25 protein-coding genes are annotated in these 22,699 nt (G+C 55.2%); 16 read left to right on the forward strand and 9 right to left on the reverse strand.

The genetic code is table 11. The annotated features are described in order from the left end of the window. Window positions 1-19 precede the first annotated feature (19 nt). The gene (locus K5E19_RS12565; protein WP_163354268.1) at window positions 20-1,294 is read right to left on the reverse strand and encodes an MFS transporter; all 1,275 of its coding nucleotides are present in this window, start codon (window positions 1,292-1,294) and stop codon (window positions 20-22) included. Between the two features lie 193 nt (window positions 1,295-1,487). On the opposite strand from K5E19_RS12565, the gene K5E19_RS12570 reads away from it, so the two are divergent. Next, window positions 1,488-3,110, forward strand: a complete 1,623-nt coding sequence (locus K5E19_RS12570) for an isovaleryl-CoA dehydrogenase (RefSeq protein WP_221551486.1) — start codon at window positions 1,488-1,490, stop codon at window positions 3,108-3,110. Here the strand turns inward: K5E19_RS12570 and K5E19_RS12575 are convergent. The 3 genes from K5E19_RS12575 to bsmA all read right to left on the reverse strand — a co-directional run bounded on the left by K5E19_RS12575 (window position 3,107) and on the right by bsmA (window position 5,962). Continuing rightward, entirely contained in the window at window positions 3,107-5,038 is a 1,932-nt protein-coding gene (locus K5E19_RS12575; protein ID WP_221551487.1) for a methyl-accepting chemotaxis protein, read from the reverse strand. The genes K5E19_RS12570 and K5E19_RS12575 overlap by 4 nt on opposite strands. Window positions 5,039-5,208: 170 nt before the next feature. Next, window positions 5,209-5,484: a DUF1471 family protease activator YjfN gene (gene yjfN / locus K5E19_RS12580; protein WP_139157912.1), complete on the reverse strand. Its 276-nt coding sequence runs from the start codon at window positions 5,482-5,484 to the stop codon at window positions 5,209-5,211. Between the two features lie 148 nt (window positions 5,485-5,632). Then, window positions 5,633-5,962, reverse strand: a complete 330-nt coding sequence (gene bsmA, locus K5E19_RS12585) for a biofilm peroxide resistance protein BsmA (protein WP_221551488.1) — start codon at window positions 5,960-5,962, stop codon at window positions 5,633-5,635. A 138-nt stretch (window positions 5,963-6,100) separates the two neighbouring features. Between bsmA and yjfP the strand changes: the two genes are divergently transcribed. Continuing rightward, on the forward strand, window positions 6,101-6,823 hold the full coding sequence (gene yjfP, locus K5E19_RS12590) for an esterase (protein WP_221551490.1): 723 nt from the start codon (window positions 6,101-6,103) through the stop codon (window positions 6,821-6,823). On the opposite strand, the gene ulaR is transcribed toward yjfP, so the two are convergent. Together ulaR and ulaG are read right to left on the reverse strand one after the other, a co-directional pair. Next, window positions 6,820-7,575, reverse strand: a complete 756-nt coding sequence (gene ulaR / locus K5E19_RS12595; protein ID WP_221551492.1) for an HTH-type transcriptional regulator UlaR — start codon at window positions 7,573-7,575, stop codon at window positions 6,820-6,822. The genes yjfP and ulaR overlap by 4 nt on opposite strands. 110 nt (window positions 7,576-7,685) lie before the next feature. Continuing rightward, a complete protein-coding gene (gene ulaG / locus K5E19_RS12600; RefSeq protein WP_010427455.1) occupies window positions 7,686-8,750 on the reverse strand; it encodes an L-ascorbate 6-phosphate lactonase in 1,065 nt (354 codons plus the stop codon). A 358-nt stretch (window positions 8,751-9,108) separates the two neighbouring features. On the opposite strand from ulaG, the gene ulaA reads away from it, so the two are divergent. The 6 genes from ulaA to K5E19_RS12630 are packed head-to-tail and all read left to right on the forward strand — an operon-like array spanning window position 9,109 to window position 13,516. After that, on the forward strand, window positions 9,109-10,509 hold the full coding sequence (gene ulaA / locus K5E19_RS12605) for a PTS ascorbate transporter subunit IIC (protein WP_221551494.1): 1,401 nt from the start codon (window positions 9,109-9,111) through the stop codon (window positions 10,507-10,509). Window positions 10,510-10,521: 12 nt separating this feature from the next. Further along, entirely contained in the window at window positions 10,522-10,827 is a 306-nt protein-coding gene (gene ulaB, locus K5E19_RS12610; RefSeq protein WP_221551495.1) for a PTS ascorbate transporter subunit IIB, read from the forward strand. A gap of 9 nt (window positions 10,828-10,836) precedes the next feature. Beyond that, window positions 10,837-11,304: a PTS ascorbate transporter subunit IIA gene (gene ulaC / locus K5E19_RS12615; protein ID WP_221551496.1), complete on the forward strand. Its 468-nt coding sequence runs from the start codon at window positions 10,837-10,839 to the stop codon at window positions 11,302-11,304. A gap of 12 nt (window positions 11,305-11,316) precedes the next feature. Then, entirely contained in the window at window positions 11,317-11,967 is a 651-nt protein-coding gene (gene ulaD, locus K5E19_RS12620; RefSeq protein WP_023334265.1) for a 3-keto-L-gulonate-6-phosphate decarboxylase UlaD, read from the forward strand. 9 nt (window positions 11,968-11,976) lie between these two features. Further along, on the forward strand, window positions 11,977-12,837 hold the full coding sequence (locus K5E19_RS12625; RefSeq protein ID WP_221551497.1) for an L-ribulose-5-phosphate 3-epimerase: 861 nt from the start codon (window positions 11,977-11,979) through the stop codon (window positions 12,835-12,837). Beyond that, the gene (locus tag K5E19_RS12630; RefSeq protein ID WP_221551498.1) at window positions 12,830-13,516 is read left to right on the forward strand and encodes an L-ribulose-5-phosphate 4-epimerase; all 687 of its coding nucleotides are present in this window, start codon (window positions 12,830-12,832) and stop codon (window positions 13,514-13,516) included. The genes K5E19_RS12625 and K5E19_RS12630 overlap by 8 nt, the downstream gene beginning before the upstream one ends. Before the next feature lie 139 nt (window positions 13,517-13,655). Here K5E19_RS12630 and yjfY read toward each other — a convergent pair whose 3' ends face one another. Further along, window positions 13,656-13,931: a DUF1471 family protein YjfY gene (gene yjfY, locus K5E19_RS12635; RefSeq protein ID WP_221551499.1), complete on the reverse strand. Its 276-nt coding sequence runs from the start codon at window positions 13,929-13,931 to the stop codon at window positions 13,656-13,658. Between the two features lie 343 nt (window positions 13,932-14,274). Here yjfY and rpsF point away from each other — a divergent pair, with 343 nt between their 5' ends. The 5 genes from rpsF (at window position 14,275) to K5E19_RS12660 (ending at window position 16,796) form a co-directional block, all read left to right on the forward strand. Continuing rightward, window positions 14,275-14,670 carry a 30S ribosomal protein S6 gene (rpsF, locus tag K5E19_RS12640; RefSeq protein WP_014068637.1) on the forward strand — a complete coding sequence of 132 codons (396 nt, stop codon included), beginning with the start codon at window positions 14,275-14,277 and terminating at the stop codon, window positions 14,668-14,670. Between the two features lie 6 nt (window positions 14,671-14,676). Further along, entirely contained in the window at window positions 14,677-14,991 is a 315-nt protein-coding gene (priB, locus tag K5E19_RS12645) for a primosomal replication protein N (RefSeq protein ID WP_008502895.1), read from the forward strand. Window positions 14,992-14,995: 4 nt separating this feature from the next. Next, on the forward strand, window positions 14,996-15,223 hold the full coding sequence (gene rpsR / locus K5E19_RS12650; protein WP_000135199.1) for a 30S ribosomal protein S18: 228 nt from the start codon (window positions 14,996-14,998) through the stop codon (window positions 15,221-15,223). A gap of 41 nt (window positions 15,224-15,264) precedes the next feature. Continuing rightward, the gene (gene rplI, locus K5E19_RS12655) at window positions 15,265-15,714 is read left to right on the forward strand and encodes a 50S ribosomal protein L9 (RefSeq protein WP_008502894.1); all 450 of its coding nucleotides are present in this window, start codon (window positions 15,265-15,267) and stop codon (window positions 15,712-15,714) included. A gap of 152 nt (window positions 15,715-15,866) precedes the next feature. Next, window positions 15,867-16,796 (forward strand): DMT family transporter, encoded by a 930-nt coding sequence (locus K5E19_RS12660; RefSeq protein ID WP_221551500.1) that lies wholly within the window; start codon window positions 15,867-15,869, stop codon window positions 16,794-16,796. Window positions 16,797-16,841: 45 nt separating this feature from the next. On the opposite strand, the gene K5E19_RS12665 is transcribed toward K5E19_RS12660, so the two are convergent. Then, window positions 16,842-17,477, reverse strand: coding sequence for an OapA family protein (locus K5E19_RS12665; protein WP_221551501.1), 636 nt, complete (start codon window positions 17,475-17,477; stop codon window positions 16,842-16,844). A 233-nt stretch (window positions 17,478-17,710) separates the two neighbouring features. Between K5E19_RS12665 and fklB the strand changes: the two genes are divergently transcribed. Continuing rightward, window positions 17,711-18,331, forward strand: a complete 621-nt coding sequence (gene fklB / locus K5E19_RS12670; RefSeq protein WP_172411118.1) for an FKBP-type peptidyl-prolyl cis-trans isomerase — start codon at window positions 17,711-17,713, stop codon at window positions 18,329-18,331. A gap of 311 nt (window positions 18,332-18,642) precedes the next feature. After that, the gene (gene cycA, locus K5E19_RS12675; protein WP_221551503.1) at window positions 18,643-20,052 is read left to right on the forward strand and encodes a D-serine/D-alanine/glycine transporter; all 1,410 of its coding nucleotides are present in this window, start codon (window positions 18,643-18,645) and stop codon (window positions 20,050-20,052) included. An 85-nt stretch (window positions 20,053-20,137) separates the two neighbouring features. Here the strand turns inward: cycA and ytfE are convergent, their stop codons facing one another. Next, window positions 20,138-20,800, reverse strand: coding sequence for an iron-sulfur cluster repair protein YtfE (gene ytfE / locus K5E19_RS12680; RefSeq protein WP_221551504.1), 663 nt, complete (start codon window positions 20,798-20,800; stop codon window positions 20,138-20,140). A 244-nt stretch (window positions 20,801-21,044) separates the two neighbouring features. Between ytfE and K5E19_RS12685 the strand changes: the two genes are divergently transcribed. Beyond that, window positions 21,045-22,694: a methyl-accepting chemotaxis protein gene (locus tag K5E19_RS12685; RefSeq protein ID WP_221551505.1), complete on the forward strand. Its 1,650-nt coding sequence runs from the start codon at window positions 21,045-21,047 to the stop codon at window positions 22,692-22,694. Window positions 22,695-22,699 lie beyond the last annotated feature (5 nt).

The following is a 22,699-nucleotide window of genomic DNA, read 5'->3' on the forward strand; positions in this document are numbered from 1 at the left end:
GCACCAGACGGTGACATACTCACTCCTCTAACGACCGCAAATGGTCATCCTTCCTCAGCGTCATCAGCGCGAAAATACTCACTACCGCCGTCGCCATCACGTAATACGCCGGAATATCCAGGTTGCCCGTCTGCTTAATCAACCCGGTAATAATCAACCCCGCACATCCAGAGAAAATCGCGTTCGATAAAGAGTAGGCCAGCCCCAGCCCCGTATAGCGCACGCGCGTCGGGAACATCTCTGAAAGCATCGCCGGGCCCGGACCCGCCAGCATCCCGACCAGACCGCCCGCAATCAGCACCACTACAGCCTTCACCGCCAGAGTGCTGGACTCCGCCTGCAGGATTTTCAGCAGCGGCAGGGCGAGGATCAGCAGCAGCGCGGTGGCGATAATCATCACCGTGCGGCGCCCGATCCGGTCACTCAGGATCCCCGACGGAATAATCGTCAGCGCAAACCCAATATTCGAAATCACCGCTATCAGCAGCGCCTGGTTAAACCCGGTGTGCAGCGCCGACTGCAGATAGGTCGGCATAATCACCAGGTAGGTATACCCCGCCGCAGACCAGACCATTACTCGGCCAATCCCCATCACGATGGCCCGGAGCGTGGCGGCAGTATCCGCCTGAGCAACAGCCGGTTTGTCCTGCTGCTGCACAAAGCTTGGCGTCTCCTCCATGCTGACACGAAGCCACAGCGCAACGACGCCCATAGGCAGTGCCAGGAAGAACGGAATGCGCCAGCCCCATTCGTGGAGGGCTTCCGGCGTGAGGAGGGCGGAGAGCAGCGCCACGATGCCTGCGCCCGCCAGCAGCCCCAGCGCCACGGTGAAGGACTGCCACGCGCCGTACAGGCCACGCTTGCCGCGCGGGGCGAACTCCGTCATCAGCGAGACCGCACCGCCGTACTCGCCGCCCGCGAACAGCCCCTGCAGGATGCGCAGCAGCGTAATAATGAGCGGCGCGGCAATCCCGATGCTGGCATAGACCGGCACAATGCCGATGGCGGCGGTAGCGAGCGTCATCAGCACCAGCACAATGATGAGCGTCGGCTTACGGCCAATCCGGTCGCCGATGCGGCCAAACACCACCGCACCCAGCGGGCGGAAGAAGAAGGCGATGGCAAACGAGGCGTAGGTGAGGATCAGGCTGGTCAGCCCCGCTTCTCCTTCAAGCTGGAAGAAGTTTTTCGCAATCACGGTCGCCAGAAAACCGTAGACCGCAAACTCATACCACTCGATAAAGTTACCAATGGAGCCTGCAATTAATGCTCGCTTGTGCGCATCCGGTTGCATAACGATCCTCACTGAAAAGGGTAAGAATAAATTATTCAACAAAAGCGAAGTCATGAAATAGTTTATTCTTATGTTCTGTGAGCTATTTCACGAATGATATCAGCGGGATCGTGAACGTGTGACTCCCCTCCCATGCAGCGTGCGCGCGGTCTGTCCATACTTATCGTCATTGCCACTGAAGGAGGGAGACAGCATGCACTGGCAGACCCACACCGTTTTCAATCAACCGGCGCCGCTTTCCAACAGCAACCTTTTCCTCTCAGACTGCGCACTGCGCGATGCGGTCGCGCGTGAAGGAGCCGAGTGGGATATCGAACTTCTCGCCAGCATTGGCCAGCAGCTGGGTACGGCGGAGTCGCTGGAGCTGGGCAGGCTGGCAAACGTCAACCCGCCCGAGCTGTTACGCTATGACGCCACGGGGGAGCGGCTGGACGACGTCCGTTTTCATCCTGCATGGCACCTGCTGATGCAGGGGCTTTGCGCCAACCGCGTGCATAACCTGGCATGGGAAGAGGAGGCGCGTAAAGGGTCGTTTGTCGCTCGCGCCGCGCGCTTTGTGCTTCATGCTCAGGTTGAGGCGGGCACGCTGTGCCCGGTCACCATGACGTTCGCCGCCACGCCGCTCCTGCAGCAGGCGCTCCCCAAAACGTTCCATGACTGGCTCACGCCGCTGCTCAGCGATCGCTACGATCCGCATCTGGCCCCCGGCGCGCAAAAGCGCGGCCTGCTGATCGGTATGGGGATGACGGAAAAGCAGGGCGGCTCAGACGTGCTCAGCAACACCACCAAAGCGGAAAAATGCAGCGACGGCAGCTACCGCCTGGTGGGGCACAAATGGTTTTTCTCCGTCCCGCAAAGCGATGCGCACCTGGTGCTGGCCCAGGCGAAAGGCGGGCTATCCTGCTTTTTTGTGCCGCGCTTTTTGCCTGACGGACAACGCAACGCCGTCCGGCTGGAGCGCCTCAAGGACAAGCTCGGGAATCGCTCCAACGCCAGCAGCGAGGCGGAATTCCTCGATGCCTCCGGCTGGCTGCTGGGGGAAGAGGGCGAAGGGGTACGGCAGATACTCAAAATGGGCGGTCTGACGCGCTTTGACTGCGCGCTGGGCAGCCACGGACTGATGCGTCGGGCGCTCTCGGTGGCGCTTTATCATGCCCATCAGCGGCAAACTTTCGGCAAAAACCTCATCGACCAGCCGCTAATGCGCGAAGTGTTAAGCCGGATGGCGCTGGTGCTGGAGGGGCAAACTGCACTGCTGTTCCGCCTGGCCCGCGCGTGGGACAAACGTGCCGATCCGCAAGAGGCCGCCTGGGCGCGGCTTTTCACTCCGGCGGCGAAATTTATCGTATGTAAAGCGGGCATCCCGTTTGTCGCTGAGGCGATGGAGGTGCTGGGTGGGATCGGATATTGCGAAGAGAGCGAGCTTCCCCGTTTGTACCGTGAGATGCCGGTCAACAGCATCTGGGAAGGGTCAGGCAATATCATGTGCCTGGACGTGCTGCGCGTGCTGGCGAAGCAGCCAGGGATCCACGACCTGCTTGCCGATGAGTTTGCGCAGGTAAAAGGGCAGGACAGACATTTCGACCGCAGCTGGCGACAGCTACAGCAAAAACTGCGTAAGCCGCAGGAGGCACAGGGCAGGGAGATTGCTCAACAGCTCTTTTTACTGGGTGCCGGAAGCCAGATGCTGCGACACGCTTCACCGCCCGTGGCGCAGGCGTGGTGCCGCATGATGCTGGACACCCGTGGCGGAACGCTAATGAGCGAGCAGGTGCAAAATGACCTGCTGCTGCGCGCCACGGGCCGGGTCGGTTAGCCTTTTAGCTGGAACAGGCTGACCAGTTGGGTGAGGTGTGAGCCTTTCTCGTGCAGCGTGTGTGCCGTCTGCTCGCTGCGCGAGACGCGGTCGGCGTTGATGTGCGACGCTTCGCCGATGTGCGTCATGGCAAGATTTACCTGCCCGATCCCTGCGGATTGTTCGCGGGAAGCGTGGTTGATCTCGGTAACCAGCTGGCTGATGTTATCGATATGAACAATGATGGCGTCCATCGCCAGACGCGTCTTTTCTGACAGCGCGTGGCCTTCGCTTACCTTGTTCAGCGTATCGCCAATCAGGTGTTCAATCTCCTTCACCGCGTTGGCGCTGCGTGCCGCCAGGGCGCGAACCTCCTGCGCCACCACGGCGAAGCCTTTGCCATGTTCGCCCGCGCGAGCTGCTTCGACCGCCGCATTCAGCGCCAGAATGTTAGTCTGGAACGCGATGGACTCAATCACGCGGGTGATGTCCTCAATGCGTTTTGAGGCATCGCGGATATCATCCATGGTAGACACCGCGTGAGAGACCGTTTCGCCGCCCTGATGCACCGCGCGGGAGGTTTCACCCACCAGCTGCTGCGTTTGCTCCATGTTGGCGGCATTTTGCTGCACTGTGGCGGCCAATTGCTCCATGCTGGCGGAGGTCTCCTCCACGCTGCTGGCCTGCTTGTTGATCTGCTCGGAGATTTCTCCAGTGTCGGAAGCCAGCGCATTGGTGCCTAAATGGATCTCGCCCGCGGCCTCACGCACCTGCAGGACAATTTTTTGCAGCCCATCGCCAATACCGTTGATGGCATCAACCAGCTGGCCGACCTCATCCTGACGCGTTACGGGCAGGCTGGCGCGCAGATCGCCTGCGGCATACTGGCGGGCCAGCGCGATCACGTTACGCAGCGGGCGGGTCAGCATCCGGCGAATGAGCATCACAAACAGGCCCGCGAAGAGCACGGAAAGCGCCACGCCCGCCAGCAGGAACCGGTCACGCATGGCGTTGACGCTTGAGAGAAGGACCGATTTATCCACTTCCCCCACGATGGTCCAGTTCCAGCCCGGCAGCGGCGTATAGGCCATTTTCAGCGTGCGGCCGTCGTCGCTTACGCGCTCCAGCGTGCCGGAGGCGTCACTCAGCAGCTGCTGTTGGGTAGCGCTGTCCCACTTCGGCAGCTGCCCCTCTTCACTGCCGTGGAACAGGAACTGCCCGCGCGTTTTGCCGTTGCTGCGGTCCAGCACATAAAAGTGCCCGCTCTCGCCCAGCCGACGGTTGAGGATTTTCTCACGCATAACGTTCCAGGAATGTGTGATATCCACTCCAACAAAGATGATCCCAATGACCTGGCCTTCACCATTTTTAACCGGCTGGTACTGGGTGATGTAGCGTTTACCAAACAACAGCGCCAGGCCACGGTAAACCTCGCCCCTGGTGACGGCAGCAAACGCCGGGCTGGTCGTATCCAGAAGAGTTCCCATCGCCCGGTCGCCATTCTCTTTGCGCAGGGAGGTGGCAACGCGAATAAAGTCGTTACCGCTGCGCACGAACAGCGTGGAGATTGCACCCGTACGATTCAGAAAGTCGTCAGAAAATGCATTATTTTCATGCAGTTCAGATTCACCGCCTTTCAGCAAAGGCACATTGATCCCGCTAATGGTGCGGGTCTGACTATTATCAACCGTAAATGGCTGAGGCAGGAAAGTGGTGAAGAGCCGGGTATAGCTTTCGACCTCTTCGCTCAGACTGGTATTGAACATCTGCACCATATCGACCATTCCGGTGGACTGGTTATGCAAATCTTCGACGGCAAGCTCTTCAAGCTGCTGGCTGGCTTTATGGCTGAGCAGAAAAGTGAAAAGCAGAAACAGAATGGCGACACTCACGCCGGTCAACAGCGATAGCTTAGTGCCCAGACCCGCACGGCGGAAAGGATTGATCATAAATTGCTCATCATTGAAAAGGTATGCCTGTTCAACGGCAGAGCAGCGATAACATTTATGCTATTAATGTAACAAAATGTTATTTATTTGTTTTTGGATGGTTTTGAAAAAGATAAAAGATTTGCAAAACCGAAAAGCCACTAAAATTAAGTGGCTTTTATCGGGAGGGACTAAACATAGAGGATGGCTTGTACCCGCCAATGATCGACATGGTTATCTTCCTGCATCTGGATAATGCGATACCAGGAAGCGCCTTGTTCATCGGCTTTTAATGCAACTACACGTTCAACGTCTTGCGGGCTTCCCGAAATATTATTCACGGAAATCTGGCCTATTTCATTCAGGCCAGTCACGCAATCAGCACTGGCGAATTCAGCTGATTGTGCGGTTGTGCTCACAAGGCCAGCTGAGAGCAACAGTGTGGTCAAGGCAAGAGTTCGTTTCATCGTCAGCTCCATTTCACATGTCTCCGGTATCCGCCGGGCAATCCATCGCGAATAAACTCACTTCCATTGGTGCAGGCATGGAGTTTATTGTGGACAGGAAAATGTCTATGGACGCAAAGCAGTGTAAATGTCGTTCAAACGATCGCCATTACTTACGGTACAAAATCGCCTGTGAGTACCACTGTCCCGTAATGATGGTTTCGTCGATCATAATGATGACGTAATAATCTGCTTTGGCGGCGGCGGCTTGTGCTTCAATAGAGGCTTCCGCGTCATCCGGGGAACCGCGAACCAACGCGGAGACGGTGCCCATTCGCTGTAATCCTTCAGTCTGATTACGACGAATTTCCTGTGGGTGATCGGCGACCGGCGGAGCGGGTTGCGGTGTTCCCTGCAGCGCACTACAGGCACTGAGCAGAAACACAAACAATAAAGCAGCAAACCTGCGCATAACCATATCTCGTTTCCTGATAGCCATAGTGTAGTTGCCTGTCAGTTTAGTTTTGGGGGAATGTTCCCGAAGTGTTATCTGAGGCGAAGATTTCGAATGAAAATATCCAGAAACCGTAATCCAGCTCTCAAACATTATGAATCATTCATCAATACAGGACCGACAATGATTGAACTCGAAACGCGACGCCTTGACGACCTCGAAATATTACATGCTTTCCCCACCGGAAAAAGTGAGCAGCCGCTGCCGGTTGTGGTTTTTTATCATGGGTTTACCTCGTCAAAGCTGGTCTATAGCTATTTTGCCGTGGCGCTGGCGCAGGCTGGATTTCGCGTTGTAATGCCGGATGCTCCGGATCATGGCGCGCGATTTTCGGGTAATGAGCAGGCGCGACTCGGCCAGTTCTGGCAAATCCTGCACGGTAGCCTGACGGAATTCGCAGGGCTGCGCGATGCGCTTTTCGAAGCCGGGCTGGTGGAAAACGATCGCCTGGCCGTCGCTGGGGCGTCAATGGGGGGGATGACGGCGCTGGGGATCATGACACATCATCCGGAGGTGAAATCCGTCGCTTGCCTGATGGGTTCGGGCTACTTCACTTCCCTCTCGCAGACGCTGTTTCCCTCGCAGAACCCAAAAGAGATTGAAGCGGCGCTGGCGGAATGGGACGTCACCCATGCGTTACCGCACCTGGCCAATCGACCGCTGCTGCTGTGGCACGGCGACTCGGATGATGTGGTTCCGCCTGAGGGAACTTTCCGTTTACAGCAGGCGTTAAAGAGTGAAGGGCTGGACGGCAATTTAACCTGCCTTTGGGAGGCGGGCGTTCGTCACCGTATTACGCCGACGGCGCTGGATGCCACGGTGAGCTTTTTCCGCCAGCACCTTTAAACCCGAAGAACTTTGACCCCTTGATCTTCCAGCTTCTGGAGGATTTCCGGGTTGGCATTTTTACCGGTGATCACCATGTCGATTTGCTCGGCACGGCTGAACAGCATGCCTGCGCGCTCGCCCACTTTGCTGCTGTCGACCAGCACCACGAGTTTGCCTACCACGTTAAGCATGTTTTGCTCCGCCATCGCGGTCAGCATGTCGGTTTTATACAGCCCATCCGTGGTCAGGCCTTTACCGCTGGTGAACATCCAGTGTCCGGCGTAGAGGCTATTTTCACTGTCCTGCGGGCTAAGGGTGATGGACTGGCTTTTGTTGTACTGGCCACCCATGATCACCACGCTCTCATGCTCCTGATCGATGAGATAGTTGGCGAGCGGTAAGTAGTTGGTGATGATTTGCACCGGCTTGCCGCACATTTCACGACCCAGCAGAAACGCCGTGGAGCCGCAGTTGATGACCACGCTCTCACCGGGATTCACCAGCTGCGACGCGGCTCTGGCGATCCGTACTTTTTCATCATGATTTTGCGCCTGATGAATATTCATCGGCGTCCAGCGCGGACGCTGCTGGCTGATAGCTTCCGCACCGTTGCGGACCTTTTTCAGTTTGCCACTTTCATCCAGCTTGTTGATGTCCCGCCGGGCGGTTGCCGGAGAAATGCCTAAACGTTCGATCACTTTCTCAACGGTGATAAACCCTGTTTGCGCCAGGAGTTCCAGTAAAATTTGATGTCGTTGCGCTTCCGTCATGAGCTATTCCGATAAGAATTGATTTGAAAAGATGATATTTGAAATAGCGTGAAATTACTAAAATAAATATGAAATCGCCAGACACAAGGTCTGGCGATTTGGCTTCACAATCAGAGGAAGGACTTGAATGGCAGGTCAGGCTCAATGGTGAAGCAATCATCGAAACCACGTGGATAGTGATATTCGAGATTGTCTTTGTCCAGCGGCCAGGTGAACTTGCCACCAACCTGCCAGATGAACGGCTTGAAGCCATACTTCAGGCGGTCTTTTTTCATTTCCCACAGCACGCGGATTTCCTGCGGGTCTGCCTGGAAGTTTGACCAGATATCATGGTGGAACGGAATAACCACTTTGGTGTTCAGCGCTTCGGCCATGCGCAGCATATCGGCGCTGGTCATTTTGTCAGTGATGCCGCGTGGGTTCTCACCGTAGGAGCCCAGCGCCACGTCGATCTGGTGCTCGTTACCGTGCTTCGCATAGTAGTTGGAGTAGTGGGAGTCACCGCTGTGGTACAGAGAACCGCCAGGGGTTTTGAACAGGTAGTTCACCGCACGCTCGTCCATACCATCTGGCAGCACGCCAGCTGCTTTCTGATCGGCAGGCAGGGTGATCAATGCTGTACGGTCAAAGGCGTCCAGCGCGTGGATTTCAATGTCTTTAATTTTTACTACATCGCCCGGTTTCATCACGATGCAGCGCTCTTTCGGCACACCCCAGCCGATCCACAGATCCACGCAGGTCTGCGGCCCAATGAACGGCACATCGTCCGCGCAGTTTTGCATCACCGCGGCCGCCACGTTCACGTCGATATGATCGTTGTGATCGTGGGTAGAGAGGACGGCGTCGATCTGACGAATCGCAAACGGATCTAGCACAAACGGTGTAGTACGCAGGTTCGGCTGCAGTTTTTCCACGCCGGCCATGCGCTGCATCTGATGGCCTTTTTTCATCAGCGGGTTGCCGTGACTCTGTTTACCGGTGCCGCACCAGAAATCGACGCAGATATTGGCGCCACCCTCTGATTTCAGCCAGATACCGGTACAGCCCAGCCACCACATTGCAAATGTGCCAGGAGCAACCTGTTCCTGCTCGATCTCTTCATTCAGCCAGCTACCCCATTCCGGGAAGGTGCTCAGAATCCATGATTCACGGGTGATGGTGTTCACTTTACTCATCGTTTTGACTCCTGGTTTAATCAAAAGTAATCACAATGTGATTTGTTGTGATTAATGCTGGCATCATTTGACGCGTTTTGCAATGGCGGAAATGGTGAATTTTATCTGCTCGACTTCACGGATTATCCGCTTTTAACTTGTTAGACTATCCCGTATTAATCATTAATTGTATGAATTATAAGGATTAATTGATTGTTTATGTACGGTAGTGAAAATCATTACTAACACCATGGAAATAATTTGCGTGATACGTCACAAATAATCAAATCCAATCTTGTGGTGATTATTTGTGATTAATAGAGTGATGACACCAACCACACAGGGATTGACCCTCGTGTTCTCATTTCTGGAGAGAGTTATGGAGATCCTCTACAACGTCTTTACCGTGTTCTTTAATCAGGTAATGACCAACGCCCCGCTGCTGCTGGGTATCGTGACGTGCCTGGGCTATATCCTGCTGCGAAAAAGCGTCAGTGTGATTATCAAAGGCACCATCAAAACCATTATTGGTTTTATGCTGCTGCAGGCGGGTTCAGGCATTCTGACCAGCACCTTTAAGCCGGTCGTCGCCAAAATGTCGGAAGTGTATGGCATTAACGGCGCTATCTCTGATACCTACGCATCCATGATGGCGACCATTGAACGCATGGGTGATGCCTATAGCTGGGTGGGGTATGCGGTTCTGCTCGCGCTGGCCCTGAACATCATTTACGTTCTGCTGCGCCGTATCACCGGCATTCGAACCATCATGCTGACCGGCCACATCATGTTCCAGCAGGCGGGGCTGATCGCGGTTTCTTTCTATATCTTCGGCTACCCAATGTGGACCACGATTATCTGCACCGCGGTGCTGGTTTCGCTCTACTGGGGTATCACCTCCAACATGATGTACAAGCCAACCCAGGAAGTGACTGACGGCTGCGGCTTCTCCATCGGTCATCAGCAGCAGTTCGCTGCCTGGGTTGCTTACAAAGTTGCGCCGTATCTGGGCAAAAAAGAAGAGAGCGTTGAAGACCTTAAGCTGCCGGGCTGGCTGAATATCTTCCACGACAACATCGTTTCAACGGCGATTGTAATGACCATCTTCTTCGGCGCCATACTGCTCTCCTTCGGTATTGACGTCGTTCAGGCGATGGCGGGTAAAACCCACTGGACGGTCTATATCCTGCAGACCGGCTTCTCCTTCGCGGTGGCTATTTTCATCATCACTCAGGGCGTGCGTATGTTCGTCGCCGAACTGTCGGAAGCCTTCAACGGTATCTCCCAACGCCTGATCCCCGGTGCGGTACTGGCAATTGACTGTGCCGCTATCTATAGCTTCGCGCCAAACGCGGTGGTCTGGGGCTTTATGTGGGGCACCATCGGCCAGCTGATTGCGGTAGGCATCCTGGTCGGCTGCGGCTCCTCAATCCTGATTATTCCTGGCTTTATCCCGATGTTCTTCTCTAACGCCACCATCGGCGTGTTTGCTAACCACTTCGGCGGCTGGCGCGCAGCGCTCAAGATCTGCCTGGTGATGGGCATGATTGAAATCTTCGGTTGCGTGTGGGCGGTCAAGCTCACCGGTATGAGCGCCTGGATGGGCATGGCGGACTGGTCAATTCTGGCACCGCCGATGATGCAGGGCTTTGCCTCCGTCGGACTTGTCTTTATGGCCGTCATCATTCTGATTGCACTGGCTTATATGTTCTTCGCTGGCCGTTCGCTGCGAGCTGAAGAAGATGCGGAAAAACAAACAGCAGAAGTGTCTGCTCATTAAGGAGTTTCGATTATGACCGTACGTATCCTGGCTGTATGTGGCAATGGGCAAGGCAGCTCCATGATCATGAAGATGAAAGTGGATCAGTTTTTAACCCAGTCAAACATCGACCACTCGGTGAACAGCTGCGCAGTGGGCGAATACAAAAGTGAGCTGAACGGCGCAGACATCATTATCGCGTCTACCCACATCGCCGGTGAAATCACCGTGACGGGCAACAAATATGTGGTGGGCGTGCGCAACATGCTGTCGCCTGCGGATTTCGGCCCAAAACTGCTGGAAGTGATCAAAGAGCACTTCCCTCAAGACGTGAAGTAAGGACGAAACATGAAATTACGTGATTCGCTGGCAGAGAATAACTCCATCCTTTTACAGGCTGAGGCCAGCACCTGGCAGGAAGCGGTGAAGCTGAGCGTGGATCTGCTGGTTAAGGCTGACGTTGTCGAGCCGCGTTACTACCAGGCCATTCTTGAAGGCGTGGCGCAGCATGGCCCTTACTTTGTGATAGCGCCAGGGCTGGCAATGCCGCACGGGCGCCCTGAAGAGGGCGTGAAGAAAACTGGCTTCGCGCTGGTAACGCTGAAAACGCCGCTGGTCTTTAACCATGAAGACAACGACCCGGTCGATATTCTGATCACCATGGCCGCCGTGGATGCCAATACCCACCAGGAGGTGGGCATCATGCAGATCGTCAATCTGTTTGATGATGAAGCCAATTTTGACCGTTTACGCGCCTGCCGTACCGAGCAGGAAGTGCTGGATTTAATTGATAACGCCACTGCGGCGGCAGTCTAAGAGGAATTGAACATGTCATTACCAATGTTGCAGGTTGCGCTGGATAACCAAACTCTGTCCCACGCTTACGAAACCACCCGCCTGATCGCGGAAGAAGTCGACATCATCGAAGTGGGTACCATTCTGTGCGTAGGCGAGGGCGTTCGCGCCGTTCGTGACCTGAAAGCGCTCTATCCGCATAAAATCGTGCTGGCAGATGCCAAGATCGCCGATGCAGGCAAAATCCTTTCCCGCATGTGCTTTGAAGCGAATGCTGACTGGGTCACCGTGATCTGCTGTGCAGATATCAACACCGCGAAAGGCGCGCTGGACGTAGCGAAAGAGTTTAACGGCGACGTGCAGATTGAACTGACTGGCTTCTGGACCTGGGAGCAGGCGCAGGAGTGGCGCGATGCGGGTATTCAGCAGGTAGTGTACCACCGTAGCCGTGATGCGCAGGCTGCAGGCGTGGCCTGGGGCGAAGCAGATATCAGCGCCATCAAACGTCTGGCGGACATGGGCTTCAAAGTGACCGTCACCGGCGGCCTGGCGCTGGAAGATCTGCCGCTGTTCCAGGGCATTCCAATTCATGTCTTTATTGCCGGTCGTAGCATTCGTGATGCGGCGTCTCCGGTGGAAGCGGCGCGTCAGTTTAAACGCTCAATCGCTCAGCTTTGGGGATAAGGAGCGGGTATGTTGTCAAAACAGGTCCCGCTTGGCATCTATGAAAAGGCACTCCCCGCGGGGGAGTGCTGGCTGGAGCGGTTGCAACTGGCAAAACAGCTGGGCTTCGATTTTGTTGAAATGTCCGTGGATGAGACAGACGAACGCCTCTCTCGCCTCGACTGGAGCCGTGAACAGCGGCTCGCACTGGTGAGCGCCATTGCTGAAACGGGCGTGCGCGTGCCGTCAATGTGTCTGAGCGCCCACCGTCGTTTTCCGCTCGGCAGCGAAGATGATGCCGTGCGTGCGCAGGGGCTGGAGATCATGCGTAAAGCCATTCGCTTTGCGCAGGATGTCGGTATCCGCGTGATCCAACTGGCGGGTTATGACGTTTACTATCAGGAAGCCAACGATGAAACGCGCCGTCGTTTCCGTGACGGCCTGAAAGAGAGCGTTGAGATGGCAAGCCGCGCGCAGGTCACGCTGGCGATGGAGATCATGGACTACCCGTTGATGAACTCCATCAGCAAGGCGCTGGGCTACGCGCACTATCTCAATAACCCGTGGTTCCAGCTTTATCCGGATATCGGCAACCTGTCTGCATGGGATAACGACGTGCAGATGGAGCTGCAGGCGGGCATCGGTCATATCGTGGCGGTTCACGTTAAAGATACCCGTCCAGGCGTGTTCAAAAATGTTCCGTTCGGCACCGGGGTGGTGGATTTCGAACGGTGCTTCGAAACGCTCAAACAGACAGGCTATTGCGGGCCTTACCTGATTGAGATGTGGAGTGAAACGTCGGACGACCCGGCTGCGGAAGTGGCGAAGGCGCGGGACTGGGTGCGCGAGCGTATGGCGCGGGCAGGGTTGCTGGAGGTTGAACATGCTTAAGCTTAAACAGCAGGTATTTGAAGCCAACATGGATCTGCCGCGCTATGGTCTGGTCACGTTCACCTGGGGCAACGTCAGTGCGATTGACCGCGAGCAGGGGCTGATCGTGATTAAGCCGAGCGGTGTGGCGTATGACACCATGAAAGCAGACGATATGGTGGTGGTGGATCTCGAAGGGCGTGTCGTTGACGGCAAATGGCGGCCTTCATCAGATACCGCAACCCATCTGGCGCTTTATCAGCGTTATCCATCCCTTGGCGGCGTGGTGCATACCCACTCCACGCACGCGACGGCCTGGGCACAGGCGGGGCTGCCCATCCCGGCGCTGGGCACGACCCACGCGGACTACTTCTTTGGCGACATTCCCTGCACGCGCGCATTAACGCAGGCTGAAGTGGAAGGCGAGTACGAGCTCAACACCGGGAAGGTCATCATCGAAACGTTGGGCGAAAGTGAACCGCTGCATACGCCGGGTATTGTCGTGTATCAGCACGGTCCGTTCGCCTGGGGAAAAGATGCTCATGACGCGGTACATAATGCCGTGGTGATGGAAGAGGTGGCCAAAATGGCGTGGATTGCCCGCGACATCAACCCGCAGCTTCAGGGCATTGATGATTACCTGATGAATAAGCATTTTATGCGTAAGCATGGCCCGAATGCCTATTACGGGCAGAAGTGAATAAGTGCTCTGGAATACCAAAAACAGTTGTAACCGGTGGTATTCCGGAGCCATTCGCAAAAAAAGCCCCCGGGCAGGGGGCAAGTCAAACTATGGCTATGTTCTCTTTGTTGGCTTTCCTGGTGCTAGCGTTAAAGCGTTATCGGTAAATATCTGCACTGGCGTGCATGTTGCCGTTGCTGCCGGGTTCACGGGTTAACATCACGTGATAATAGGTTGCACCCTGAGCATCGGTTTCTTCATTGAGTGCCTGATCTGCTTCACTTTCTGTGGCGAAATTATGATTGATATAGATTACGCCTAAGCTTTGCACATCATCCATATTTCTGGCCTGTCGGCCGTCTATCTTGATGGCTGCCGTTGCGTTTGCACTGAGCAAAAGCGCAGCCAATACGGTAATTGCGATTTTTTTCATGATATGCGCTCCACGACTGCGTGCTGTGTGACGGTTTGTCCTGCTCCTTCTGGGTTTGGATGGGCTCTGATTAAAGTGTAATCGCTTATCGCTGCGCGATGAGTGACCATTTCTGATGGTGTTGTTCAAAAAAACAACGCTTCTCGATGTGATTAATTTTAAATCACCGACTTAGACCCGCTTCGCGCTTTGTGCGAATTATTTGTGCAATCAGCTTGAGTTTCCAGGGGCGCGCAAGTATTATGACGCGTCAATTTTTCAGCCGACCTTTAACACGTTCCTTGCCTCCCCGGGCCTCGGCTGACCCAGACAGGAGGCTGAATAATCCGTAAGGAGCAATTCGATGCGTCATTACGAAATCGTTTTTATGGTCCATCCTGACCAGAGCGAACAGGTTCCGGGTATGATCGAGCGTTACTCTGCTGCCATCACTGGTGCAGAAGGTACGATCCACCGTCTGGAAGACTGGGGCCGCCGTCAGCTGGCTTACCCGATCAACAAACTGCACAAAGCACACTACGTTCTGATGAACGTTGAAGCGCCGCAGGAAGTGATCGATGAGCTGGAAACTACCTTCCGCTTCAACGATGCCGTTATCCGCAGCATGGTTATGCGTACCAAAAACGCAGTTACCGAAGCATCTCCGATGGTTAAAGCGAAAGACGAGCGCCGTGAGCGTCGCGATGATTTCGCAAACGAAACCGCAGATGATTCTGATGCTGGGGATTCTGAAGAGTAATTTCTGATGACCAACCGTCTGGCGTTGTCCGGCATCGTATGCAGGGCTCCCCTTCGAAAGGTCAGTCCATCAGGAATTCCGCATTGCCAGTTCGTGCTTGAGCATCGTTCTGTGCAAGAGGAAGCCGGGTTTCACCGGCAGGCGTGGTGCCAAATGCCCGTTATTATTAGCGGACACGAAAACCAGGCCATTACTCACAGTTTAACGGTCGGTAGCGCAGTAATCGTTCAGGGGTTCATCTCTTGCCACAAGGCAAAGAACGGCCTGAGCAAAATGGTTCTGCATGCCGAGCAGATTGATTTGATAGATTCTGGAGACTAGCCATATGGCACGTTATTTCCGTCGTCGCAAGTTCTGCCGTTTCACCGCGGAAGGCGTTCAAGAGATCGACTATAAAGATATCGCAACGCTGAAAAACTACATCACCGAAAGCGGTAAGATTGTCCCAAGCCGTATCACCGGTACTCGTGCAAAATATCAGCGTCAGCTGGCTCGCGCTATCAAACGCGCTCGCTACCTGTCCCTGCTGCCGTACACTGATCGTCATCAGTAATCGGGCACGGTCCATTAATACGACTTTAAGAGGATAAGGTAATGCAAGTTATTCTGCTTGATAAAGTAGCAAACCTGGGCAGCCTGGGTGATCAGGTTAACGTTAAAGCGGGTTACGCACGTAACTTCCTGGTTCCACAGGGTAAAGCTGTTCCAGCTACTAAGAAAAACGTAGAGTTTTTCGAAGCACGTCGCGCTGAACTGGAAGCCAAACTGGCTGACGTTCTGGCGGCTGCTAACGCTCGCGCTGAAGCAATCAACGCACTGGGCACTGTTACCATCGCGTCTAAAGCTGGCGACGAAGGTAAACTGTTCGGTTCCATCGGTACCCGCGATATCGCTGATGCAGTTTCTGCAGCAGGCGTTAAAGTGGCTAAGAGCGAAGTTCGTCTGCCGAACGGCGTTCTGCGTACCACTGGTGAGCACGAAGTTGACTTCCAGGTTCACAGCGAAGTGTTCGCTAAACTGGTTGTTAACGTTGTAGCTGAGTAATTTTTTACTCTGCTCGCGTCGAAGCGCCGGCCTTGTGCCGGCGTTTTGCTTTTCTGGGAGACCAGAAATCATCATTTCTTCTTGTATGGTAACGAATCCTGTCGCATTCTCTGATAATAAATTGAAACGCAATTTTATTTATGAGATTTGTCATGGATACCGCTCTGCCCACGCCTGTTTTTGCTCGCCGAAATGTGGCCTATGCCTGCGCCACGCTCTGCTGTCTGCTTTGGGGTAGCTCTTACCCAGCCATTAAAAGTGGTTATGAGCTTTTCCAGATCGCAACCGATGATATTCCATCGAAAGTGGTGTTTGCCGGATACCGTTTCCTGTTTGCCGGTGCACTGCTGCTGCTGTTTGCGCTGGCCCAACGAAAACCGATAGGCAGGCTTACGCCCACGCAGTTTGGCCAGCTCACCCTCCTCGGGCTGACCCAGACGACTATTCAGTACACTTTCTTCTATATAGGCCTGGCCTACACGACGGGGGTGAACGGGTCGATCATGAACGCTACCGGGACTTTCTTCAGCGTGCTGTTGGCGCACTTTATCTACCACAACGACAAACTCAGCTATAACAAAACGCTGGGCTGTATTCTCGGGTTTGCCGGGGTGATGCTGGTGAACTTCCACAGCGGCTTGAGCGATTTTCAGTTTGTCTGGAACGGCGACGGGTTTGTGGTGCTGGCTGCTTTTATTCTTTCTGCCGCCACGCTGTACGGGAAGCGTATTTCCCAGACCGTTGACCCCACGGTGATGACCGGATGGCAGCTGGCGATAGGCGGGGCTGTGCTGGTTGCGGGAGGTTATGCCACGGGAGGGACGCTGGAGGTGCACAGCATGAAGGCCGTTGCGGTGCTGGGATACCTGACGCTGCTCTCTTCGGTAGCGTTTGCCCTCTGGAGCGCGCTGCTGAAAGTGAATCGCGTGAGTATGATTGCCCCGTTCAACTTTGTCATCCCTGTTGCGGGGACGGTGCTGTCGGCAATCTTCCTCGGTGAAAATATTCTGGATATCAAATATGCGATTGCGCTGGTGCTGGTCTGCTCGGGGATTTGGTGGGTGAACAAGCGGAGTGCCTGAGAACCGTGTGCCGGGTGGCGGCTACGCCTTACCCGGCCTACAGAACTAGCGTGCTCTGATAAAACTGCCGTCCGGCTGACGGGTAAACAGCACCTGCTGACCATTTCCGGTATCAATCGTTAACCCGGTTACCACGCCGCTGGCGTTCTGGCGGATCTGCACCATCTGGCCGTTTTGCAGGTTACTCAGCGGCTTGCCTGCACCTTCCACCTGCGCCATGGCGTAAACGTCAGTCGCAGGCAGGTTGTGGTCGCGGAACAGCTGCGCGAGCGTTTTACCCGGCTCAACGCGATAGGAACGCCACTGCTGCTCAATGCCTGTCGGCTGCTGAACCTGTGGCGCAGCGGCCTGCTCCTGCGGTTGTTCTTCCTGAACGGGTTCAGGCTCTACAGGAGCGACCTGACCCGGATCGTTGGATGGCGTCACCAGCTGCGTCTGCATGGGCTGCGCGTCCGGCTGCGGTCGCGTTTGCGACTGGATATCCAGCTGCGCATTGCGGGTCACCGGCGCGGTATCCACGTTGTCGCCGCCGGAAGGAAGCAGGAAGCCCACGATCACCAGCAGCGCGCCAATGATAATGCCTCTGCGGTGCATAGGGGGCAGCGGGTCCATGATGCGAAAATTGTCCGGCGCCTGCCAGATTTTCGCCAGGGTAGGTTTCAGTTCAAATCGCCCGGGCATGGCACTCCTCCTGCTCCGCGTATTTTTTATCCTGTGCCCCGAAGTATAGTTTGCTAACTGCCTGAACGGCGTAGTAAACCCGACATCCGTGACATCAGTTCGGGATTAATCCTGGTTATCTCTATTGTTTCTGTTTCGCCGCAGTTTGTCACCTTTACTTAAGACAAAGTTTTACCCATAAGGGCATGGCTGATATGCTGCCCGCTACTTTAAATGTGATGGAAGGAAAACCCATGACCACCCCGACTTTTGACACTATCGAAGCGCAGGCAAGCTACGGCATCGGCTTGCAGGTAGGACAGCAGCTGAGCGAATCCGGCCTGGAAGGTCTGTTACCGGAAGCGCTGGTGGCGGGTATCGCTGACGCGCTGGAAGGCAATCATCCGGCTGTTCCGGTTGACGTTGTGCACCGTGCGCTGCGTGAAATTCACGAACGTGCTGACGCCGTGCGTCGCGCGCGCTTCGAAGAGATGGCCGCAGAAGGCGTGAAATATCTGGAAGAGAACCGCGAGCGCGAAGGCGTGAACAGCACCGAATCGGGCCTGCAGTTCCGCGTGATCAACCAGGGTGACGGCGCGATCCCGGCACGTACCGACCACGTTCGCGTTCACTACACCGGTAAGCTGATCGACGGTACCGTGTTCGACAGCTCCGTGGCGCGCGGCGAACCGGCTGAATTCCCGGTTAACGGCGTTATCGCGGGCTGGATCGAAGCGCTGACCCTGATGCCAGTGGGCTCCAAGTGGGAACTGACTATTCCTCAGAACCTGGCCTATGGCGAGCGTGGCGCGGGTGCGTCCATTCCGCCATTCAGCACCCTGGTCTTTGAAGTCGAGCTGCTGGAAATCCTGTAATCGGCTTTTCTTATTTCCTCTCTCCAGTCGGGGAGAGGAATATAGTGTGAAAACCTATAGTTACGACGTAATCAATATTTTATGTTGCAAACGAAACTGTTGCGTGTATTTTTGTGAACTGTTTCGCGCTGTATGAGTGATATGACACTCAATTCCAACATATTATTAACATAATATCTAAATCATAGTATTCATCCCGCCGATTCTTACCTACTATCGAAAAGTCCTTACAAAGGGACCGTCATTTTTTTGACGTTTTTAAAGGCCAGAAGAGCCTTAACAACACAGACAGGCATAAACAGGAAAATTACATGGTAGATCAGGTCAAAGTCGCCGCTACAGAAGAGGCGACGTCTGAACAGTCGCTACGGCGCAATCTCACAAACCGTCATATACAGCTTATCGCCATCGGCGGTGCCATCGGTACCGGGCTGTTTATGGGGTCAGGCAAAACCATCAGTCTTGCCGGGCCGTCGATCATCTTCGTTTATATGATCATCGGTTTTATGCTCTTCTTCGTGATGCGCGCAATGGGTGAATTGCTGCTCTCGAACCTCGAATACAAATCCTTTAGCGACTTCGCTTCTGACCTTCTCGGGCCGTGGGCGGGCTATTTCACCGGCTGGACCTACTGGTTCTGCTGGGTTGTCACCGGTATGGCGGACGTCGTGGCGATTACCGCGTACGCGCAATTCTGGTTCCCCGGCCTCTCGGACTGGGTGGCTTCGCTGGCGGTGATTGTCCTGCTGCTGAGTCTGAACCTCGCCACCGTAAAAATGTTCGGCGAGATGGAATTCTGGTTCGCGATGATCAAAATCGTCGCTATCGTGGGGCTGATTGTTGTGGGCCTGGTGATGGTACTGACGCACTTCCAGTCGCCAACCGGCGTTCAGGCATCGTTTACCCATCTGTGGAATGACGGCGGCTGGTTCCCGAAAGGCATTAGCGGCTTCTTTGCCGGCTTCCAGATCGCGGTATTTGCTTTTGTGGGCATTGAGCTGGTGGGCACCACGGCGGCGGAGACCAAAGATCCCGAGAAGTCTCTCCCGCGCGCCATTAACTCCATTCCGCTGCGTATCATTATGTTCTACGTCTTTGCGCTGGTCATCATTATGTCCGTGACGCCGTGGAGCTCCGTGGTGCCAACCAAGAGCCCGTTCGTTGAGCTGTTCGTGCTGGTGGGCCTGCCTGCTGCCGCGAGCCTGATTAACTTCGTGGTGCTGACCTCAGCGGCTTCATCGGCAAACAGCGGCGTATTCTCTACCAGCCGTATGCTGTTTGGTCTGGCGCAGGAGGGCGTGGCGCCGAGCGCGTTCGCCAAGCTGTCTAAGCGTGCGGTACCGGCAAAAGGGTTGACCTTCTCATGCATGTGCCTGCTGGGCGGCGTGGTGATGCTCTACGTGAACCCAAGCGTGATTGGCGCGTTCACCATGATCACCACGGTCTCTGCGATCCTGTTTATGTTCGTCTGGACCATCATCCTGTGCTCGTACCTGGTGTACCGCAAACAGCGTCCACACCTGCATGAGAAATCGATCTACAAGATGCCGCTGGGCAAGCTGATGTGCTGGGTGTGCATGGCGTTCTTCGTCTTCGTGCTGGTGCTGCTGACGCTGGAAGATGATACCCGTCAGGCGCTGATCGTCACGCCGCTGTGGTTCATCGCACTGGGGCTGGGCTGGATGTTCATCGGTAAGAAACGTATGGCAGGCATGCGTTAAGCATGTTGCCGGGTGGCGCTGACGCTTACCCGGCCTACGTTCGAGGACGTTGTAGGCCCGGTAAGCGCTAGCGCCACCGGGCTTTTTATTTATCAGCTAATGCCCGCGGGAACAGAACGTTATTCTCAAGACTGATGTGTTCCATCAGGTCGTCGATCAGCTCGTTAATGCCGTTGTACATCGCTTTCCAGGTCGTGCACGCTTCCGGCGGCGGCGTGACGTTGTGGGTGGTGTGCTTGATCACTTCCAGCAGTTCACCCGCGTCATCGTGCTCGCTTTCCATCACGCTGATAGGCCCCATCGCCTGGCTTCCCATTCCCTGTTTAATCATCGGGAAGAGGATCTGCTCTTCTTTCATCATGTGGCTGGAAAGCTCTTCGTGCAGCATGGTCAGGTATTTTGCCAGGCCGCGCGGCACGGAGGGTTTGTCGGCATGTACGCGCTCAACTTTCGTGGCCTGCAGGATCAGCTCCGGCAGCTGTTCACGGTGAAGGTCATGGTAACGCACGATGATGTGGTCGATGATTTCCGCGAGCGGGGCGGTTCGCCAGTCTTTATCAACGGGCTGCTCGGCCAGCTGTGCAAGCTCGGCTTCAATCATCTCTACATCCAGGTCTTTACGCGAGGCCGCACGCGCCAGGGTTTGCTTACCGCCGCAGCAGTAATCCATATCGTATTTACGGAACAGCGCAGAAGCGCGAGGGATGGAGAGCGCCAGCTCGCCGAGGGGTTGGTCGCGAAAGGCCATAGGAGTTACCTCGTCATGAATAATATAAGATGCATATTAAATGCATCTTTAAGGCGAGGCTATAACCCTTTAGAGGGAAGGGGGAGAATGAGATGTGGATCACAAAAAAATGTCTCATTTAACTCCCTGAATGGACATAAGAAAGTGCTTTAGAAAGTTTTTAAAGGTGGAGAAACAGTAAACAACCCGCCGCGCCTGCCGATATATCCACGTCAGACAAACCTGCATATAAAAAAGGCATCGCATGTTTAAACGTATAAAAGTCATTACCCTTCTGATTTCGGTGCTGCTTGTGCTCGGCATCATGCAACTGATCTCCGCAGGCATTTTTATCAACGCGCTGAATAACGACAAAGACAACTTCACCGTGTCGCAGCTCTCCAGCAAGAACGTGGCGGAGTTTACCGATGCGTGGATCAGCCTGAATCAGGCTCGCGTCACCCTCAACCGAGGGATGCTGCGTCTGCAAAGCAGCATGGCCTCTCAGATTAACGGCGGTCAGCTGAACGAGCTGGTTAACACCGCGAAAAATCTGCTGGCCAATGCCCAGGTCCATTACGATAAATACTACGCCCTGCCGAATACCCCGGGTCTGGATAAGAATCTGGCCGACCGGCTGGAGGAGCAGTACCGTATATACTCCGCCACGCTGACGCAAATGAACGTTCTGCTGAGCCAGGGCAATCTGGAAGATATGTTCAAGCAGAATGCCGAACAAAAACAGACTGCGATGCAGGCGGTTTACCGCGAGTGGCGCGAAGCGCAGGCAACGCTTACCGATAAAGGCATCCAGGATAACGAAAGCGACTATAAGCGCATCCTGTGGATCCTCTCAGCCGTCATGATTCTCGTCATTGCGGTGATTATCTCCAGCTGGATCGCCATGCGCCGCGTGCTGCTGCTGCCTCTGGAGGACGTCATCAACCATATCCGCGCCATTGCTGCAGGGGATTTGACCCAGCCGATTCAGGCACAGGGTAAAAACGAAATGGCTATCCTGGCGCGCAACGTACAGGAGATGCAAACGTCGCTGGCGAACACCGTGGGCGTGGTGCGTGAAGGTGCAGATACCATTTATACCGGCGCGGGCGAAATCTCTGCGGGCAGTAACGATCTCTCTTCCCGTACCGAGCAGCAGGCCGCGTCTCTGGAAGAGACCGCTGCCAGCATGGAACAGTTGACCGCAACGGTGAAGCAGAACGCCGATAACGCGCGTCAGGCGTCTCGTCTGGCACTGGATGCTTCCTCAACCGCGAAGAAGGGCGGAAGCGTGGTGGAAGGTGTGGTGCGCACGATGGACGAAATCGCCACCAGTTCCAGCAAAATTGCCCAAATTACCAACGTGATCGACGGTATTGCCTTCCAGACCAATATTCTGGCGCTGAACGCGGCGGTGGAAGCGGCGCGCGCGGGCGAGCAGGGGCGTGGCTTTGCGGTCGTCGCGGGCGAAGTGCGTACCCTTGCCCAACGCAGTGCTCAGGCGGCGAAAGAGATTAAGGCGCTGATTGATGATTCCGGCGAGCGCGTGAATGCGGGCTCTCAGTTGGTGAACGAAGCGGGCGCGACGATGGCTGAGATCGTCAATGCGGTCACCCGCGTCACCGACATCATGGGCGAAATTGCCTCGGCCTCTGACGAGCAGAGCCGCGGTATCGATCAGGTCGGTCAGGCGGTGGCGGAGATGGACCGCGTCACCCAGCAGAACGCCTCGCTGGTGGAGGAGTCTGCGGCGGCCGCGGCGGCGCTGGAAGATCAGGCTGCACGCCTGAACGAAGCGGTAGCTGTGTTCAAAATCACCCGCAACCAGGCGGTCAAAGCGGCACCGGTGAAAACCTATGTGCCAAAAGCGCAGCCGGTAGCGACCGCGTCTGAAGCGAACTGGGAAACGTTTTAACATCA

The sequence above is a fragment of the Enterobacter sp. RIT637 genome, assembly GCF_019718755.1.
In the GTDB taxonomy this organism is placed as follows: domain Bacteria; phylum Pseudomonadota; class Gammaproteobacteria; order Enterobacterales; family Enterobacteriaceae; genus Enterobacter.